Origin of the sequence: Nonomuraea spiralis (assembly GCF_014648435.1) — a bacterium.
GTDB lineage: Bacteria > Actinomycetota > Actinomycetes > Streptosporangiales > Streptosporangiaceae > Nonomuraea > Nonomuraea spiralis.
The window spans coordinates 423,313-440,981 of sequence record NZ_BMRC01000008.1 but is presented as its reverse complement, the minus strand read 5'-3'; the positions used below and the strand labels follow the sequence as shown (position 1 = coordinate 440,981).

19 protein-coding genes are annotated in these 17,669 nt (G+C 70.7%); 5 read left to right on the top strand and 14 right to left on the bottom strand.

Features of this window, described 5'->3' with window-relative positions; translation table 11 throughout:
* Nucleotide 1 precedes the first annotated feature (1 nt).
* The 4 genes from IEZ27_RS22655 to IEZ27_RS22640 form a co-directional block, all read right to left on the bottom strand.
* The gene (locus IEZ27_RS22655; RefSeq protein ID WP_221762040.1) at nucleotides 2–883 is read right to left on the bottom strand and encodes a carbohydrate ABC transporter permease; all 882 of its coding nucleotides are present in this window, start codon (nucleotides 881–883) and stop codon (nucleotides 2–4) included.
* A complete protein-coding gene (locus IEZ27_RS22650) occupies nucleotides 880–1,974 on the bottom strand; it encodes an ABC transporter ATP-binding protein (RefSeq protein ID WP_189649028.1) in 1,095 nt (364 codons plus the stop codon). The genes IEZ27_RS22655 and IEZ27_RS22650 overlap by 4 nt, the downstream gene beginning before the upstream one ends.
* Complete coding sequence (locus IEZ27_RS22645) at nucleotides 1,967–3,055, bottom strand: ABC transporter ATP-binding protein (RefSeq protein ID WP_229824231.1); 1,089 nt, start codon at nucleotides 3,053–3,055, stop codon at nucleotides 1,967–1,969. The genes IEZ27_RS22650 and IEZ27_RS22645 overlap by 8 nt, the downstream gene beginning before the upstream one ends.
* Before the next feature lie 116 nt (nucleotides 3,056–3,171).
* Nucleotides 3,172–3,600, bottom strand: a complete 429-nt coding sequence (locus IEZ27_RS22640) for a MarR family winged helix-turn-helix transcriptional regulator (RefSeq protein WP_189649026.1) — start codon at nucleotides 3,598–3,600, stop codon at nucleotides 3,172–3,174.
* Between the two features lie 63 nt (nucleotides 3,601–3,663).
* Between IEZ27_RS22640 and IEZ27_RS22635 the strand changes: the two genes are divergently transcribed.
* A complete protein-coding gene (locus IEZ27_RS22635) occupies nucleotides 3,664–4,053 on the top strand; it encodes a VOC family protein (protein ID WP_189649025.1) in 390 nt (129 codons plus the stop codon).
* Nucleotides 4,054–4,066: 13 nt separating this feature from the next.
* Here IEZ27_RS22635 and IEZ27_RS22630 read toward each other — a convergent pair whose 3' ends face one another.
* Nucleotides 4,067–4,849, bottom strand: coding sequence for an SDR family NAD(P)-dependent oxidoreductase (locus IEZ27_RS22630; RefSeq protein WP_189649098.1), 783 nt, complete (start codon nucleotides 4,847–4,849; stop codon nucleotides 4,067–4,069).
* Between the two features lie 129 nt (nucleotides 4,850–4,978).
* Here IEZ27_RS22630 and IEZ27_RS22625 point away from each other — a divergent pair, with 129 nt between their 5' ends.
* The gene (locus tag IEZ27_RS22625; protein WP_189649024.1) at nucleotides 4,979–6,553 is read left to right on the top strand and encodes a DUF4434 domain-containing protein; all 1,575 of its coding nucleotides are present in this window, start codon (nucleotides 4,979–4,981) and stop codon (nucleotides 6,551–6,553) included.
* Nucleotides 6,554–6,556: 3 nt separating this feature from the next.
* Here IEZ27_RS22625 and IEZ27_RS22620 read toward each other — a convergent pair whose 3' ends face one another.
* Nucleotides 6,557–7,225, bottom strand: coding sequence for a TetR/AcrR family transcriptional regulator (locus IEZ27_RS22620; protein WP_229824230.1), 669 nt, complete (start codon nucleotides 7,223–7,225; stop codon nucleotides 6,557–6,559).
* A 76-nt stretch (nucleotides 7,226–7,301) separates the two neighbouring features.
* On the opposite strand from IEZ27_RS22620, the gene IEZ27_RS22615 reads away from it, so the two are divergent.
* Together IEZ27_RS22615 and IEZ27_RS22610 are read left to right on the top strand one after the other, a co-directional pair.
* Nucleotides 7,302–7,730 carry a hypothetical protein gene (locus IEZ27_RS22615; RefSeq protein ID WP_189649023.1) on the top strand — a complete coding sequence of 143 codons (429 nt, stop codon included), beginning with the start codon at nucleotides 7,302–7,304 and terminating at the stop codon, nucleotides 7,728–7,730.
* Nucleotides 7,727–8,248, top strand: a complete 522-nt coding sequence (locus IEZ27_RS22610) for a nitroreductase/quinone reductase family protein (RefSeq protein WP_229824229.1) — start codon at nucleotides 7,727–7,729, stop codon at nucleotides 8,246–8,248. The genes IEZ27_RS22615 and IEZ27_RS22610 overlap by 4 nt, the downstream gene beginning before the upstream one ends.
* On the opposite strand, the gene IEZ27_RS22605 is transcribed toward IEZ27_RS22610, so the two are convergent.
* Complete coding sequence (locus tag IEZ27_RS22605) at nucleotides 8,234–9,115, bottom strand: arginase family protein (RefSeq protein WP_189649022.1); 882 nt, start codon at nucleotides 9,113–9,115, stop codon at nucleotides 8,234–8,236. The genes IEZ27_RS22610 and IEZ27_RS22605 overlap by 15 nt on opposite strands.
* 28 nt (nucleotides 9,116–9,143) lie before the next feature.
* On the opposite strand from IEZ27_RS22605, the gene IEZ27_RS22600 reads away from it, so the two are divergent.
* Nucleotides 9,144–9,674, top strand: coding sequence for a CGNR zinc finger domain-containing protein (locus IEZ27_RS22600; protein WP_189649021.1), 531 nt, complete (start codon nucleotides 9,144–9,146; stop codon nucleotides 9,672–9,674).
* A gap of 24 nt (nucleotides 9,675–9,698) precedes the next feature.
* On the opposite strand, the gene efeB is transcribed toward IEZ27_RS22600, so the two are convergent.
* The 7 genes from efeB to IEZ27_RS22565 form a co-directional block, all read right to left on the bottom strand.
* Nucleotides 9,699–10,961, bottom strand: a complete 1,263-nt coding sequence (gene efeB, locus IEZ27_RS22595; protein ID WP_189649020.1) for an iron uptake transporter deferrochelatase/peroxidase subunit — start codon at nucleotides 10,959–10,961, stop codon at nucleotides 9,699–9,701.
* A gap of 26 nt (nucleotides 10,962–10,987) precedes the next feature.
* A complete protein-coding gene (efeO, locus tag IEZ27_RS22590) occupies nucleotides 10,988–12,127 on the bottom strand; it encodes an iron uptake system protein EfeO (protein WP_189649019.1) in 1,140 nt (379 codons plus the stop codon).
* An 11-nt stretch (nucleotides 12,128–12,138) separates the two neighbouring features.
* Nucleotides 12,139–12,978, bottom strand: coding sequence for an iron uptake transporter permease EfeU (gene efeU, locus IEZ27_RS22585; protein ID WP_229824228.1), 840 nt, complete (start codon nucleotides 12,976–12,978; stop codon nucleotides 12,139–12,141).
* 117 nt (nucleotides 12,979–13,095) lie between these two features.
* Nucleotides 13,096–14,463 carry a glycoside hydrolase family 5 protein gene (locus tag IEZ27_RS22580; RefSeq protein WP_189649018.1) on the bottom strand — a complete coding sequence of 456 codons (1,368 nt, stop codon included), beginning with the start codon at nucleotides 14,461–14,463 and terminating at the stop codon, nucleotides 13,096–13,098.
* Between the two features lie 2 nt (nucleotides 14,464–14,465).
* Nucleotides 14,466–15,311 (bottom strand): carbohydrate ABC transporter permease, encoded by an 846-nt coding sequence (locus tag IEZ27_RS22575; protein WP_189649017.1) that lies wholly within the window; start codon nucleotides 15,309–15,311, stop codon nucleotides 14,466–14,468.
* Nucleotides 15,308–16,267, bottom strand: a complete 960-nt coding sequence (locus tag IEZ27_RS22570; protein ID WP_189649016.1) for a carbohydrate ABC transporter permease — start codon at nucleotides 16,265–16,267, stop codon at nucleotides 15,308–15,310. Before IEZ27_RS22570 ends, IEZ27_RS22575 begins: the two co-directional genes overlap by 4 nt.
* Nucleotides 16,264–17,538 (bottom strand): extracellular solute-binding protein, encoded by a 1,275-nt coding sequence (locus IEZ27_RS22565; protein ID WP_189649015.1) that lies wholly within the window; start codon nucleotides 17,536–17,538, stop codon nucleotides 16,264–16,266. The genes IEZ27_RS22570 and IEZ27_RS22565 overlap by 4 nt, the downstream gene beginning before the upstream one ends.
* Between the last annotated feature and the right edge of the window lie 131 nt (nucleotides 17,539–17,669).

Sequence of the window (17,669 nt, the reverse complement as noted above, 5' to 3'; positions counted from 1 at the left end):
TTCACCTCCCCGCCCTGGTCAGGACGGTGAAGAAGACGTAGCAGGCGATCTGGACGAGCAGGAAGTACAACAACGAGAACGCGCCCGCCGGGCCCAGGTCGAACTGGCCGACGGCGATCTTCGACAGCAGGATGCTCAGGAACGAGGTCGCGTTCCCCGGCCCGCCCCCGGTCACCACGAACGGCTCGGTGTAGATCATGAAGCTGTCCATGAACCGCAGCAGGATCGCGATCGTCAGCACCCCGCGCAACCTCGGGAGCTGGATGTGCCGGAACGTGGCCCACGCCGACGCGCCGTCGATCTGCGCGGCCTGGAAGTACGGCTCGGGGATCGAGCGCAACCCCGCGTAGGCCAGCAGCGCCACCAGCGGCGTCCAGTGCCACACGTCCATGACCAGGACCGTGATCCAGGCGTCGGCCGGGTCGAGCGTGTAGTTGAACGGGATGTGCAGCACGTCGTTGATCAGCCGGCCGCCGAGCCCGATGTCGCCGCGGGCGAAGATCTGCCAGATCGTGCCCACGACGTTCCACGGGATGAGCAGCGGCAGCGCCACCAGCACCAGCGCCACCGACACCCAGAACCCGCGGCGCGGCATGCAGACCGCGACGGCCACGCCGAGCGGGACCTCGACCAGCAGCACCTGCGCCGAGAACAGCAGCGTGCGCACGAGCGCGGCGCGCACCTCCGGGTCGCGCGCGATCTGCCGGAACCAGTCCAGGCCGACGAACACCCGCTCGACCGGGCTGAAGACGTCCTGGACGGAGAAGTTCACGACGGTCATCAGCGGGATCACCGCGGTGAAGGCCACCGACACCACGACCGGCAACACCAGCAGCCAGGCCCGGTTGTTCCGCGGCCGGGAATCGGTGCGCGTCCCGGTCACGCCGGTCCCCTTCCGTCCAGGGGCGCGAGCGAGCCGCACCGGACCTCGTCGCGGAACAGGAACGTCCGGTCCGCGGGGAAGCCCAGGAACTCGACCGCGCCCGGCGTCCAGGACGAGCCCGCCTCGGTCCTGGCGATCACGGGATGCCCACCGACCTCGGCGCGTACCAGGTCGTGGGAGCCCATACGGTCGACGCCGGTCACCCTGGCCGCCACGCCGGGGCCGCCGGGCAGGCCGCCGACCTGGACGAACTCGGGCCGTACGCCGATCCGCACCGGCCCCGGCGGCAGCTCGCCGGCCACCGCGCCCACCTCGGAGCGGCCGATCCTGACCACGCCGCCGTCGATCTCGGCGGGCAACACGTTCATGCCGGGCGAGCCGATGAAGTGGCCGACGAACTCGTGCTCGGGCGACAGGAACAGCTCGGCCGGCCGTCCGGCCTGCACGATCCGGCCGTCGTTGAGCACGACCACCTCGTCGGCGAAGGTCAGGGCCTCGGTCTGGTCGTGGGTGACGTAGACGAGGGTGTGGCCGGTGTCGCGGTGGATCTCCTTGAGCTTGCTGCGCAAGGTCCACTTCAGCGCGGGATCGACCACGGTCAGCGGCTCGTCGAGCAGCACGGCCGCCACCTGGGCGCGTACCAGGCCGCGGCCCAGGCTGACGATCTGCTTGCGGCCCGGGTCGAGGCGGCGCGACCGGCGGCGCAGTACGTCGTCCAGGCCCAGCATCGCCGACACCCGCAGGACGCGCCGGCGGATCTCCGGCGCGGGCACCTTCCTGTTGCGCAGCGGGAAGGCCAGGTTGTCGTAGACCGTCATCTCCTCGTACAGGACGGGGAACTGGAAGACCTGCGCGATGTCGCGGCCCGCCGTGGGCACGCCGGTCACCTCGCGGTCGTCGAACCAGATCCGGCCCACCGTGGGCGTGAGCAGCCCCGAGACGATGTTCAGCAGTGTGGTCTTGCCGCAGCCGCTCGGGCCGAGCAGGGCGTAGGCCCTGCCGCTCCGCCACGTCCAGGTCATGGGCCTGAGCGCCCACGTCCGGCCGCCGTCGTAGCTGTGGCCGACGCCTTCCAGGCGAATCTCAGCCATGCGGGCCGGCCTCCGCCGCCGAGGCGGCCGGTAATCGGCCCCCGGCCTCGTCGAACACGAAGATGTGCCGGGGGTCCACGTACGCCGTGGCGGACTCGCCCGGGGTGAACAGCCGCGGGCCGGGCAGGTGGGCCACCAGGTGCCGCCGTCCCTCCAGCTGCAGGTGCAGGAACGTCGCGCTGCCGGTCACCTCGGCGAGCCTGATCTCGGCGGGCAGCTCCAGCGCGCCGGGGCCGTTCCTGGCGATCGTGACCTGGTGGGGGCGGATGCCCAGCACGACGCCCCCGGGGGGATGGCCGGGCGGCGCGGGGAAGGACGTGCCGAGCACCTCGATCCGGCCGTCGCGGACGGTGCCGGGCAGGAGGTTCAGCGGCGGGTCGCTGAGCGTGGCCGCGACGGCCAGCGTGGGCGGCTCGGCGTACAGGGTGGCCGGGTCGCCGATGTGCTGGACCCTGCCCTCGCCCAGCACCACGGCGGGCGCGGCGAAGGTCAGCGCCTCGTTCGGGTCTGCGGTGGAGTAGAGGACGACGCCCGGCGAGCGCTCGAACATGTGCTTGAGGTCCTCGCGCAACTGCTCGCGCAGCTTGAAATCGAGGTTGGCCAGCGGCTCGTCGAGCAGCAGCACGTCCACGGGCCTGGCCAGCGCGCGGGCGATGGCGGTGCGCTGCTGCTGGCCGCCCGACAGCTCCGCGGGCCTGCGGTCCAGCAGGTCGCCGAGCCCCATGAGCGCGGCCACCTCGCGCACCCGCCGGTCGATGCCGTCCTTCCGGTACGACCGGTCGAGCCGCAGCGGCGAGGCGATGTTCTCATAAACCGTCAGCGACGGGTAATTGATGAATTGCTGATAGACGAAGGCGACCGAACGCTTTCGCACGGAAATCGCGGTGACGTCTTCTCCGTTGACCAGCACCCGCCCGGAATCGGGTGGCCGCAGCCCGGCGGCGACCCGCATGAGCGTGGTCTTTCCCGAGTTCATCGGGCCGACGAGCGTGGTCAGTCCATTCGATAATTCGAGGTGGATGTCGTCGAGCCAGGTCTCCCCGTGCTGCCGTACGCGGACGCCATCGAGAATCAGCGGCACAATGTCCGGTCCTCTCTCCCGGAGCTTGCCCTCCATCTAACATGATCTGAATCTTCGTGCAAAGAGGGAAGTTGAGGTGACCGGTGTTAGTCAATTGACTCTTGTTATGGGATTTGTCAATGGGAGAAGAGTTTGGTGACCAGGGTGTGCAGCCGGCGGCGTTCGTCGTCCGTCAGCGGGGCGAGGGTCTCGCGTTCCACGTCGGCCACCACCGTGCGGGCGCGGGTCAGGGCGTCGCTCCCGGCGGCTGTGAGCGAGATCCGGTAGCGACGTCGGTCGGCCGGGTCGCGCTCCCGTACGGCGAGTGACCCGTCCATCAGGCCGTCCATCAGGCGCACCATGTCGCTCGGGTCGAGGCCCAGCCGGTCGCCGATCTCGCGTTGTGCCGCGGGCCCGAAGTCGTCGAGCGTGGCGAGCGCGGCGAACTCCCACAGGCTCAGCCCGGTCTCGCCCGTCAGCCGTTCGGCCAGCGCGCGCCGGTTGGCGACGCCGACCTTGTGCAGCACGAAGGTGGTCGTCCCGAGGAGGGTGGGTGGCAGTTCCATGTCAGCAGAAGTGTAGGTTGTCACCAATAGTTGGTGACCACCCACTAATTTCGGAGGTCCAGAATGGACGCCCTCTACCCCCGGCTGCTGGTGCGCGACTTCCCCGCCGCCGTCGCCTTCTACCGTGCCGCCCTCGGCGTGGAACCGGTGAAGGTGCTGACGGAGGCGGCCTACGCCAACTGGGACATCGACGGCCAGGCCGGTCTCGTGCTCTTCGGCCGCGACAACATGGCCCATGTCGTGGGCACCGCCGGCCTGCCCGCGGCGCCCGCCCAGGACACGGCGATGCTGGTCATGAAGGTCGACGACGTGGACGCCGGGACCGACCGCCTCGTACGGCTCGGGGCCGTGGTCGTCGCGCCGTCGCAGGACCGTCCCGAGTGGGCGCCCGGCCTGCGTACGGCCCACCTGCGTGACCCGGAGGGCAACCTGATCGAGCTCCAGTCCTACTGAGGGCCGGGGACCGTCAGGGCAGGATGGCGTCCACGTAGCCGCCGTCCACGCGCAGCGCGCCGCCCGTGGTCGCCGAGGCGAGCGGCGAGCTGAGGTAGACGACCATGTTGGCGATCTCCTCCGGCTCGATCAGCCGCTGGATCAGCGACTGCGGACGGTGCTTGAGCATGAACGCCCGCTGCGCCTCCTCCCACGGCAGCTCCTTGTCCACGAGCTGGTAGACGAACTCCTCCACGCCCCCGGTGTGCGTGGGCCCGGCGATCACCGAGTTGACCGTCACGCCGCTCCCGGCGGCCTCCTTGGCGAACCCGCGCGACACGGCCAGCAGCGCCGTCTTGCTCATGCCGTAGTGGATCATCTCGATCGGCGTGGCGACGGCCGAGTCGCTGGCGATGTACTGGATCCGGCCCCAGCCGCGCTCGATCATGCCCGGCAGGTACGCGCGCGTCAGCCGGACCGCGGCCAGGACGTTGACGTCGAAGTACCGCCGCCACTCGGCGTCGGTGATCTCCAGCGCCGGTCTGGCCTCGAAGATGCCCAGGTTGTTGACGAGGATGTCCACCTGCGGCAATGAGCTCAGGACCCGCTGGAGCCCGTCCTCGGTGGAGACGTCGCCGGGCGCGGCGACCAGCCCGCCGTGGTCCATGCGTTCGACGGCGGCGGCCACCGAGCCCTCGCTGCGGCCGTTGACGCCGACCCGCGCGCCCGCCCGTGCCAGACCGGCCGCGATGGCCGCCCCGATGCCCTGGGTCGAGCCCGTGACCAGCGCGGTCTTCCCGCTGAGATCGATACTCACCATGACTCCATTGTCCGTGGCCGCCTGGCGGAGATCGGTACCAGGGCACGCCGGGGCACGCCGGGGCGCGAATCGGGCCGTGTTCCGGGTAGGTGACTGATGCTGGTGAGTGCGTCGGGAGGAGCGTGGGTGCGCCGATTACGGTGGCTGGTCGTGGTGGTCGTCCTGGCGGTCTGCGTCGTCGTCCCGGCCGGTCCCGGCGCCGGTGACGACGGGTGCCCGCCCAGGGACACGAGGGTGGGGGCGCCGTACGCGATCAGCGGGTACTGGGTCATGCCGCGTGCCTCCCTGTGCGTGACGCGGCGGATGGTGGAGGCGATCCACTCGCTCGGCGGCGACACGCTCGTCACGTTCGGGCCGCGGTTCGACGCCGGGCCGATGGGGGCCGACGTCGCCGCCTGCCGGGTGGACGGGCAACCCTGCGCGCGGGTGCCGGGCAAGCGGGTCCGGCACGTCTACACGTACGTGACCAGCGAGGAGTTCGGGCCGTCGGTGTTGCGCTGCCCGGGCCTCGACCGGCGGATCGAGAGCGGGGGCCGGATCTTCTACCGCGTGTCGCTGGCCCGGTCGTGCGCCGAGCGCGTGCAGGACCTCGTGCTGGTCTCGACCGACGGCGACGGGCTGGGCAACCTGATCGACGAGGCGGCGGCGTACGGGATGACGGTGTTCCCCGGGCTGCCCGCCGCGCCGCAACGGCGTGGCAAGCCGTGGGAGCCCGACCTCGCGCACGCCGCCGCGCTGAACGCCTTCACCGCGCGGGTGCTGGCCGGTTACCGGGAGCGGTTCGGCGGGTCGGCGGCCTTCGGCGGGGTCTACCAGTCGTTCGAGCTGGCCATGCGCGACCGGGGGCCGCGCGACCCGGTCCTCGCCCTGTACGCGGCCCAGCACGCGGTGGTCGCCGCCGCGCTGCCCGGCAGGAAGATCCTGGTCAGCCCCTACATCGACGCCCGCAGGGGCCGTGGGTTCCCGCCCGGCCAGGTGCCCGGCGGGCTGGCGGACATCGCGGCCACGCGGGCGGGCGCGCCCATGGCCGTCGCCGTGCAGGACGGGCGGGGCACGGGGAAGGTGCCGGTCCACGGGATCGAGGAGGGGACGGCCATGGTCGCCCCCCGGCTCGTGCCGGTGGTCGGCCGGGTGCGCAACGCCGACGGGTACTACGGGCCCACCAGGGACTACATCGAGGCGGCCGCCCGGAACGTGCCCGCCGGGGTCGAGCTGTGGGTGAACGTCGAGGGCTTCGAGCCCGCCCCGGTGGACGGGGAGTGCGGGCGGGTCGAGCCGCTGCCGTTGCGGGGGCGTACCAGCAAGGCGCGGCTGGACCAGCAGATCATGGCGACCGGCGGGCACGCGGCGAAGATCATCTCCTACGGCTGGGACCCCTTCTTCACCTGCCAGGCGAGCCCCGCCGGTCCTTCCCTGGCCGACGACATCGCGAACGGCCGGCGGCAGCCGATCATCGTGAACGCGTACCGGAAGGAGATGGACGGGCGGCCCGGCATCGCCGTCGAGGGCTACAACCTGCGCGGCGGCACCCTGCGCTTCACCTCGCCCGGCGGCCGCGAGGTGCGCGTCGCCCAGCGCTGGTACGGCCCCGGGCGGCCCGAGTCGGCCTGGGCCCCCTACGCCCCGCCGGGCCCCTGGACCTCCGTCACCGCCACGAACGCCGCCGGATACACCAGCACGAGCGGCTACGTGTTCCGCTAGCGCTCACGGCGTGGCGAAGCCGCGCAACATGGCTTCGAGCGCGAAGTCGAAACGGGGGTCGGTCCCGGAGGCGGGCTGGGTGCGCCGGGCCCGGGTGGCCTCGGCGAGGAGCGGGGTCTCCAGCAGGTCGGGCTCGGGGATGTCGCGCATCCGGCCGCTCTGCTCGGGCCGGTCGCCGCCGCCTCCGGCCAGGAGGGCGGCGTGGCCGACGACGAAACCGGTCACGGCGTAGAGCATGTCCAGCGCGTGGTCCGGCGGCACCCCGGCGGCCCGCAGCACGTGGAGCGCGTCCTCCATCAGGCGCAGGTTGCGCGGAGTGATCGCGGGCCGGCCGACCACCAGGGGCAGCAGGTTCGGATGCGCGAGCAGGGTGCGCAGCAGCGCGTGGGCGTACTCGCGCAGGCCGTCCTGCCATGAGGCGGCCTCGTCCAGCAGTGGCGCGGCCTGCGTGACGAGCTCCTCGACCAGGCCGTCCAGCAGGGCGTCCTTGCCGGCGACGTGCTGGTAGAGGGACATGGCCTCGACGCCGAGCTCCTGGCCGATGCGGCGCATGGACAGCGCCTTCAGCCCTTCGCGGTCGGCCAGCGCCAGAGCCGCCCGCAGGATGCCCTGCCGGGTCAGGCCGGCGTTCTGGCCGCGGGTGCGCTTCGGGGACATGGTGGCCTTTCTCACAACCCTGATTCTTACTTCGTAAGTATAGTGGGGCCAGACAAACATACGTTGTAAGAATCATGGAAGGACACAGACGATGACAGGGAAGCCGCGGGGTGCCCTCGCCCTGATGTACGGCGGCGCCGCGCTCACGGTGTTCGCCACCCTCTTCGTGTTCATCGGCCGGGACGGCCTGGCCGAGCACCTCAGCACCGGTTACCCGGCCCTCGGGCCCGGGAAGATCGACGAGGGCGTCACCCTCTACACGGTGATCCTCTGTGTCGTGGGAGCACTCGGGCTCCTCGGCTGGCTCGGCGCCGCCGGGGCGGCCCGCGCCGGAAAGGGATGGGCCCGCTGGGCGGCGGCCGGCCTGTTCGCGGTCGCGCTCTGCTTCGCGGTCGCGGCCCTGACCGTCCGCGACACCAACGGCGAGGTCGGCCTCGCGCCGCTGCTCGGCTGGCTCCAGGTCCTGCCGCTGATCCCCGGGCTCGTGGCGGTCGTGCTGCTGTGGAGAAGGGCGGGATGACGGCGGCCCGGAGCGCCGGGCGTGCCGTCCTGGGCGGGCTCGCGGCGCTCAAACGCCTGATGTACCGGGGTGGAAGGCCCAACGCGCTCATGCGGGCGATGAACCGGCTCGACGCGCTGACGTACGGGACCCGCTGGTTGTCACCGCGTCCTGGCGCGGTGCTCAAGGTGGTGGGACGTCGTAGCGGGAGCCTCACGTCGGTGCCCGTCGCGATCGCCCGGTACGAAGGGGCCGAGTTCCTGGTGTCCATGCTGGGGCCCGACGCGAACTGGGTGCGGAACGTGCGCGCCGCGGGCGGCCGGGCCGTGCTCTCCCGTCGCGGGCGGGAGGTCCCGGTCCTGCTCGACGAGGTCCCGGCCGGGCGCCGTGCCGAGATCCTGCGCCGCTACGTCGCCGTCGCGCCCGGCGCGCGTCCCCATCTCGGACTCGGGCCGAAGGCGCCCCTGGAGCGGTTCGGCCGGATCGCGTCCCGCCACCCCGTCTTCCGGATCCTGCGGGCGGGGTCAGGTCAGGGCTGAGACGAGGATGTCGGTCAGGGTCGCCGCCTGGCTGCCGTCCTCGTCGAGGTCGGGGTCGAGGATCGTGACCTGGATCCCGGCCGCTCCGGGCAGCGCGACCAGCCCGCGGACCAGGTCGGCGAGCTGGTCGCCGGTCAGGCCGCCGGGGGAGGGCGAGTCGACGGCCGACACCACGGACGGGTCGAGCACGTCGGCGTCCACGTGGATCCAGAACCCGTCGAGGTCGTCGCGTACGAGCACCCGCTCCGCGGCCTCCAGCGGGATGTCGTTCCCGGCGACGTAGGCGATGTCGTCGGCGGCGAGCTCCTGGACGTCCTCGTCGTCCCGGACACCGAGCACGATGACGTCCTCGTCCCTGACGTACGGGCGCAGGCCGTCGATGTCGGTCAGGTAGTCGTCGCCGCGGCCGGTCACCAGGGCCAGGTCCTCACCGGCCGCCGCGCCGACGTGCGGCGAGTTGCCGAGGTGGCGGAAGTCGGTGTGGGCGTCGAGGTAGGCCACGCCGTAGCGGCCCGTCCTGCGCAGCGCGAGGGCCGGGCCGAGCAGGATCGAGCAGTCGCCGCCGAGCAGGACGGGGAAGCCGCCGGACTCCCTGATCCCGGCCACGCGGGCGGCCAGCCTCCGGGTGTAGTCGGCGATGGCCCGGCCGTTGCGCACGCCGTCGCCGGGCTTCCAGGTGGCCACGTAGCGGGGCGGGACGAGCGTGCCGGCGTCGGCCGCGCCGAGGCGGGCGACCAGGCCGTTGTCGCGCAGCGCCCATGGTGCCTTGTAGCAGCCGGGGATGACATCCTCAGCCGGTGGGCGCAGTCCGAGGTTGGAGGGCGCGTCGAGGATGGTCAGGTTTCTGTCAGGGGTTATAGTGCTCATAGTCGTGACAGTAGCAGGAGGGTGAGGGATGCGCCAGTTCACCGAGACAGGTCTCGTGGCCGTCGACCTGGCCAATACGTGGGACGAGTACCTGGACGAGCCCGAACGGCTGCCCGACGTGACGGAGCTCCGCCGCTTCTTCCGGGAGCTGGACGAGGACCCGCGCGGCGTGGAGGAGGAGGACCTGCCCGCGGTGCGGGAGGTGCGGGGGCGGCTGCGCGGCGTGCTCGCGGCGGAGCCGGCCGGCCGGGCGCGGGTGCTGGCCGAGTGGGTGGCCGGATTGCCGGTACGGGCGGCGGTGGAGGAGGCCGGCGGCGTGCCCCGGCTGCGGCTGGTCGCGCCGGAGGGGGCGACGGCGGCGGGGCGGCTCGCCGTACGGGCCGTCGCCGAGCTGCTGGAGCTCGCCGCGTCCGGTGACTGGGAACGGCTGCGCCAGTGCGCGGCCACGCCGTGCACCGACGCCTTCGTCGACCGGAGCCGGCCGGGCAAACGCCAGTTCTGCTCGACCCGCTGCGCCAACCGCGCCCACGCCCAGGCCTCCCGCGCCCGCCACCGCTGACGGCGGGGGCGCCGGAGGGCGGGGTCAGGCGAACAGGGTGCGGCCCCAGTAGTCGCCGGCGTCCTGGACGCCGGGCGGGCAGGCGAACAGGCCGCTGGAGACGTGCTTGATGTACTCGTTGAGCGCGTCGTGCCTGGCCAGGTTCATCTGGACGGGCACGAACTGCTTGCGCGGGTCGCGCTGGTAGGCGATGAAGAACAGCCCGGCGTCCAGGCGGCCGAGCCCGTCGGAGCCGTCCACGAAGTTGTAGCCGCGGCGCAGCAGGTGGGCGTTGCCGTTGTTGCTCGGGTGCGCCAGCTTGACGTGCGAGTCGTCCTTGATCATCGGCTGGCCGTCGGGGCCCTTGGCGGCGAAGTCCACCGCGTCGAACTCGGCCTTCCTGCCCAGCGGCGCGCCCTCGCCCTTGTCCCTGCCGAAGATCTGCTCCTGCTCGGCGAGCGAGGCGCGGTCCCAGGTCTCGATCGTCATGCGGATCTTCCTGGTGACCATGTACGTGCCGCCCGCCATCCAGGCGGTGCCGTCCGCGCCGGCCGCCCACAGGTGGTCGCGCAGCAGGTCGGCGTCCTCCAGCTTCATGTTGTTGGTGCCGTCCTTGAAGCCCAGCAGGTTGCGCGGGGTGGCCTGGGCGCGGGACGTGGAGGACGTACGGCCGAAGCCGAGCTGCGACCAGCGTACGGAGACCTTGCCGAACCCGATCCTGGCCAGGTTGCGGATGGCGTGCACGGCGACCTGGGGGTCGTGGGCGCAGGCCTGCACGCAGATGTCCCCGCCCGAGATCTCCGGGATCAACTGCTCACCCGGGAACTTCGGCAGGTCGGCGAGGGGGGCCGGGCGTTTGCCGGCCAGGCCGAACCGGTCGTCGAACAGCGACGGGCCGAACCCGATCGTCAGCGTGAGCCCCGAGGCGGGCAGCCCGAGCGCCTCGCCCGTGTCGTCGGGCGCGGCCTCGGCGGCCCCGCCGACCGCGCCGAACGCCCCGGCCTCCTTGCCCTGCGTCAGCCGGGCCGCCGCGGCGGTCCACTCCTGGAGCAGGTCGACCAGTTCGGCCTTCTTGTCGGTGATGACGTCGAAGGCCACGAAGTGCAGCCGATCCTGCGCCGGCGTGACGACGCCCGCCTGATGCCCGCCGTAAAACGGGTACGGGTCGGACGTCGAGGCCGCGTGCGCGACCGGCGGCTCCTCAAGCAGCGACCTGGTCGTCACCGCCCCCGCCCCGATCACGGCCGCCCCCGCGGCCCCGAGCCCGAACAGCTTGCGGCGGCTCATCCGCCCGCCTGCCTGCGACATCGCCCCCACCTCCCGCTATCTGGCCGCTACTTGGCGATGACCGGTGCGATCTTGCTGATCGGCTCGGCCAGCGCGTTGATCGCGTCGGACAGCGCCTTCAGCTCGGCCTTGGACAGCTCGTCGTGCAGCTTCCAGCCGTCGCCCTTCTGGTGCGCGCCCAGCGCGGACTCGGCCGCGGCGAACTTCTCGTCCAGCGTCTTGACCAGGTCGGGAGCGCGCTCCTCCAGCACCGGGCGCAGGGCCTGCACGGCGGCCTTGGAGCCCTGGAGGTTGGCGTCGAAGTCCCACAGGTCGGTGTGCGACCAGATGTCCTCCTCGCCGGTGATCTTCCCGGAGGCCACCTCGTCGAGCAGCTCCTTGGCGCCGTTGGCCAGGTTGAGCGGGGTCAGCTCGGCGGCGTTGGACTTCTGGACGATCGTCTTGACGTCGGCGATCAGCTTGTCGGCGACCGGGCCGTCCTTGCTGATGTCCTTCTTGATCCACAGATCCTTCTCGATCCGGTGGAAACCGGTCCACTCCTCGCCGTCGGCGAGGTCGGCCTCGCGGGCGTCGATGGCCGGGTCGAGGTCGCCGAAGATCTCGGCGACCGGCTCGATGCGCTCCCAGTACGTCCGCGAGACCGGGTACAGCTCCTTGGCCTTGTCGATCTGGCCGCCCTTGACGGCGTCCACGAACTCCTGGGTCTTGACCAGCAGCGTGTCGCTCTGCGACTTGATGTAGCGCTTGTAGCTGGCGACCGCGTCCGCGAGCTGGGCGTCGGAGTTGAGTGCCTTGTGCTCGCCGGTCACCTTCAGAGCGTTACGGATGCCCTTGCCGACCATGCCGGGCTTGCATACCGCCTCGTACGCGCCGGCAGGCAGCTCGGCGACCAGCTCCCTGGTCAGGCCGGGCACGATGTTCTCGACCTCGGCCATGACCCGGTCACCGGGGGCGTACACGTAGAACTCGGTCACCTTCGACCCGCCGTTGGTGATCGTGAACGTGCTCGTGCCTGCGGCGATCTCGGCGGTCGCGACCTTGCACTCGGTGTCCGACGCGGCCACGGTGATCTTGCCGGGCGCGGCGGCGGCCCCCTTGGACGCCTCTCCTGCGGTGGTGCCCGCGCCGCACGCGGTCAGGCTCGCGAGGGCGAGCGCGCCGAAGGACAGGCTGATGGCGGTACGCATGATGCTCCTGTTCAGGCCGCGGGTGCGGTGGAGGCGGGCGTGGTCTTCACCCGTTGGGGCAGCAGGAAGAGGACGAGAGTCGGCGCGAGGTAGACGAACCAGGCCACGGCCTCGACGACGCTCGGCTGCGGTGTGATGTTGAGCATGCCGGAAAGCAGTGCGCCGTACCAGGAATCGGCGGGCAGGATCGCGCTGATGTCGAAGGCGTAGGTGCTCAGACCGGGCAGGAGGTTGGCCTCCTGGAGGTCGTGCACGCCGTACTTGAAGATGCCGGCGGCCACCAGGATCAGGAGCAGGCCCGTCCAGGTGAAGAACTTGGTGAGGTTGATCTTCAGCGCGCTCTTGTACAGGCCCCAGCCGATCAGCACGGACGTGAGCAGGCCGAGCGCGATGCCGATCAGCGGATCGGCGGTGGCGGTCGCGCCCTGGACGGCGGCGAAGAACAGCAGCGCCGTCTCCAGCCCCTCGCGGGCCACGGCCAGGAAGGCCATCACGACCACCGCGAGCGAGCCCATCTGGAGCGCGTCGGTGAGCTTGCCCCGCAGCTCGCCGGAGAGCGCGCGGGCGGTGCGCCGCATCCAGAAGATCATCCAGGTGACGAACGCGACGGCGAGCAGCGAGGTGATCGCGTCGAACAGCTCCTGCCCGGTGTGCCCGAGATTGGCGGCGGTGAAGGTCAGCAGCGCGCCGAAGCCCACGGAGAGCGCGACCGCCGCGGCCACTCCCGTCCAGACCTGGGGCAGCCTGTCCTTCCTGTCGCTCTTGACGAGGAAGGCGATGAGGACGGAGACGACGAGTGTCGCCTCCAGTCCTTCGCGCAGTCCGATGAGGTAGCTGGCGAACACCGTCACTCCCGCTCGCTGAGGAAAGGCTTACCTAAATTAGGGCAGCCGAAGCATACCTAGTGCAAGCGGTGATGGCGATAGTTTGCCCGGTGGTGTGACGCACCCGACTGGTTGAGTGGTTTGTCACCTCTTGAGATTGTCGGCCAGCAGGTCGAGCAGCGGCTCCCGTCGTACGCACTGCTCCAGCGCGAACGAGTCGGCCAGGGCGAGCAGGTCGTCGTCGCCGAGGCCCCTGAACAACTCGGCGTACTCGGGCAGCAGGGCCTGGGCGATGAGGATGTGCCTGATCAGGTCGTCGGTCTGGTAGCGCGCGCCCCACGGGTACGGCTCCCATCCCGGGAACTCGGTCTCGACCAGCCGGTGCAGCGGGCCGAGCACGTCGGCGTACTCCTCCATGGTCGAGCCCCACCGGTCCGCGCCGAGCCGCCGCTTCTTGTCGATGAACGCGCCGAACCTGCGCACGTACGCCCCCGACGCGTGCACCAGCCCCTGCAACCCCACGTCCTTGTACGTCCAGAGCGACCAGCCCGCGCCGTGGCCGTCGTAGATGTCGAGTTGGTCGCGCAGGATCCGGTAGCGCTGGGCGTCCCGCTCCGGGTCGCCGGTGTAGACGGGCCCGAACTCGCCCACCCACAGCGGCGTGCCGGTCTCCCGCTGGAACCGCGAACGTTTGGCGAAGGCCTCCTCCAACTGGCCCCGGTCACACCACTCACCCCTGGTGAACCCCGGGTACGGGCCACCATGGGCGAACCCGGCCAGCGCGTAGTCGTGCATGACGAACACCGTGTTCTCGTACATCTCCCGAAATATCGAGAAATCGGTGGCGTAGGTGTTTCCGTCCAGGAACAGGACGTGGTCGGGGTCGGCGGCCCGTACGGCCTTCACCAGCCGGTCGTAGAACGGGCCGACCACCTTGCCCGAGACGTCGCCCGGCTCGTTCACCGGGTTGTACCCGGCCACCCAGGGATGCCCGCGGTAGTGGTCGGCCAGCGCCTCCCACAGGTGCACGGCCCGGTCCTGGAAGTGGCGGTGTTGCCAGAGCGCCGCCACGTGTGTGGGGTTGTCGCTGTGCCAGTGCTGGTTCTGGGAGCCGGGCAGGGCGTGCAGGTCGATCACGCTGTACAGGCCGCGCTCGCCCAGCAGGCCGATGACCCGGTCGAGGTGCCGGAAGCCCCTGGGGTCGAGCTCCATGGGCCGGTCGTCGGACTCCCAGTGGTGGTAGTTGACCGGGATGCGCACGCAGTTCATGCCCAGCCCGGCCAGCAGGGCGGCGTCGTCCTCGGTGAAGAACGAGGTGAGCAGCCGGTCGAAGAAGAGCTCGGCACGCTGCTCGCCCAGCACGCCGCGGACGGCCGCGCGCATCGAGGTCTCGTCGGCGGGATGGCCGGTGATGAAGTTCTCCATGTTCATCCAGCCCCCGAGACCCACCCCCCTGAGCCGTACCGGGGTGCCGTCGGAGGTGCGGAGCGAGCTTCCGGACACTCGGAGCATGTTCACCCTTTCGTCGCACCCGCGGTGAGCCCACCGACCAGGTGACGTTCAGCGATGGCGTAGAACCCGAGCGCCGGCAACATGGCCAGGATCAGGTAGGCGAGGACGCGTGCGGTGTCGGCGGCGTACTGGCCCTGGAACTGCTGGATGCCGAGCGGCAACGTCCAGCTCGTCTCGTCGCTGAAGACCACCAGCGGCAACATGAAGTTGTTCCAGCTCCCCACGATGGCCAGCACGGAGACCGTCGCGACCGCCGGGCGGGCCATCGGCAGCAGGATCCGCCAGAAGAACCCGAACGGCGAGCAGCCGTCGATGATCGCGGCCTCCTCGATCTCGCCCGGGATGCCGCGGAAGAAGCCGCGCAGGATGATGATCGTCAGCGGCAGCCCGAACGCGGCCTGCGTCAGGATGACGCCGAGCGGGTTGTCCAGCAGCCCGAACGTGCGCAGCAACACGAAGATCGGCAGGATGGCCACCGCGAACGGGAACATCAGCCCCGCCGTGAACAGTGTGAACAGCACCTCCCTGCCCCGGAAGGCGAATCGGGCGAAGACGAACGCCGCCAGCGCCGACAACCCGACCATCACCACGGTCGTGGCGACCGCGATGAACGTGCTGTTCCACACCTGCCGCCAGAACGACCCCGACCCGAGCACGTCGGTGTAGTTGGCGACCACCCAGGGGTCGGGCAGGCCGAACGGGTCGCTCGACAGCCGGCTGTTGCTCTTGAACCCGCCGAGCAGCGCGTACACGATCGGGACGAGGATGAACGCGCCGACGATCCAGGCGATCGCGTGCAGGGGCAGGGTGGGGCGGCGCCGCCGTACGGGCGGCCTCCCGTGGTTCATCGGCGGCCTCCCATGGACGTGGTCGCGCCCTCCAGGTCCCGGCGCATCACCACGCGCTGGTAGACGAGGGCGAAGACGAGACTGAGCGCGAACATCACGACGCTGATCGCGTTGGCGTAACCCACCTGGGAGCGCTTGAAGCCGAACTCCATCATGGTGACGGCCATCGTCTCCGAGGAGTGCGACGGGCCGCCCCCGGTGAGGATCCAGACCAGGTCGAACAGCTGGATCGTGTAGATGACCGACAGGAACACGCTGATCCTGATCGTCGGCCCGAGCAGCGGCAGCGTGACGTACCGGAACGTCTCCCAGGGCGTCGCGCCGTCGATCTGCGCGGCCTCGATCAGCTCGTTCGGGATGCCCTGCCGTCCGGCCAGGTAGATCATCATGTGGAACCCGAAGTACTTCCAGGTCATGACCAGGAAGAGCGAGGGCATCACGGTGCCCGGATCGGCCAGGAACTCCGACTCCAGCCCGAACACCGAAAGGATCTGGTTCGCCATCCCGCTGCCCGGCGACAGGATCAGCGAGAACAGCACGCCCGTGATCACCTCGGACAACACGTACGGCGCGAAGAACACCAGCCGGTACACCGCCCGCCCCCGGATGCGCTGGTTGAGCAGCATCGCGACGGCCAGCGAGAACGGGAGCTGGATCACCACCGAGAGCAGGACCAGGACCGCCAGGTGCCACAGGTCGGTGGTGAAGATGGCGGAGGAGAAGAGCCTGCTGAAGTTGTCCAGGCCGACGAAGTCGGTGGGCAGCCCGCCGAAGCCGTTCCACTTGAACGCGCTGGCGTAGACCGCCACCAGGATCGGGCTCACCACCAGCAGGAGGAACAGGACCAGCGCGGGCAGCAGGAACAGCGCGATCGTCACCGCGCGCCCGCGCCGCCGCCCGGCCCGCGCGGGGGCCGGAAGCGTGACCGCCTCCGGCCCTCGGGTCAGGGTCGTCATTCGCTCTTGGCCACTTCGCTGATGTCCTGGCCGACCTGCTCGGCCGTCTTGGTGCCGGCGATCAGCTCGGCCACGCTGTCGTTGACCTGCTGGCCGACGGCCGGCGGATACGCCTGGTCCAGGTAGAGCTGGTAGCCGGAGGCGCCGGCCAGCAGGGTCGCGACCTGCTTGAGGTTGGCGTCCTTGACCGCGCTCTCCTCGCCCTTCAGCACCGGCAGCACGCCGCCCGCCTCCACGGCCTTGGTGTGCTGGTCCATCTGCGTCATGAACTTCACGAACTCCACGGCCTCCGGGGGCGCGTCCGCGCCCACCGAGAGGCCGTTGCCGCCGCCGAAGGCGTCGCCGGTCGAGCCCTTGCCGCCCTCGACGGCCGGGAAGGGGAAGAAGCCCAGGTCGGCGCCGAGCCCCTTGCCCGCGTCCTTCTGTACGGCGGGCGCCCACTGGCCCATGAGCTCGATCGCGGCCTTGCCGTTGGAGACCGTGGCCGCCTGTCCGTCAGGGGTGCCGTACCCGGCTCCGAGGAAGCCCTTCTGGAACGGCTGGAGGTCGGCCAGCGCCTTGACCTGCTGCCCGGCGGCCACGAAGTCGGGTTTGGTGAAGTCGTGGTCCGTGCCGGCCTGCTTGAGCGCGGGCAGCCCGGCGATGCGCATGGCGAGGTAGGCCCAGTAGTAGTGGCCCGGCCACTTCTCCTTGCCCGCCAGCGCGATCGGGGTGACGCCGGACGCCTTCAGCTTCTTGACGTCGTCGAGGAACTCCGCCCAGGTGGCGGGCGGTGCCGAGATGCCCGCCTTGGCGAAGAGCTGCTTGTTGTACCAGAAGCCGACCAGCCCGATGTCCGTGGGCAGCCCGTACGTCTTCCCGTCGAACTGGTACGCGCTCAGCGCCGCCGGCGTGAACGTGTCCAGCACCGGGGCGACGTCGCCGGAGACGTCCTTGACCAGGCCGGCGTCGATCTGCTGCTTGAGCACGCCGCCGCCCCAGGTCACGAAGACGTCGGGCGCCTTGCCCGACTGGGTGATGGTGGTGAGCTTGGCCTTGTAGGCGTCGTTCTCCAGGACGGTCGCCTTGATGGTGACGTTCGGGTGCGCGGCCTCGAAGTCCTTGGCCCGCTGCGCCCACAGGGACTTCAGCGGCTCGGCCGTGGACAGGTGCCACCATTCGAGCGTCACCTTGGCGGGTTTCTGGCTCTGCTGGGAGCCGGCGGGCTGCCCGCTGTTGCCGCACCCGGCGACGAGCACGGCGGTGGCCATGAGGATCAGACCGCGTTTCATTCAGGGGTCCCTTCATCGGGCACGAGCGGTATGAAAGTTTCGTAGTCCCCCCGATAATTTCGTTGGTCGGAGCATAGGTATGTGCTGCGCAAGGCGTCAATAGCTGTCGTGGGAGCGGTGCCGTTCCGAAA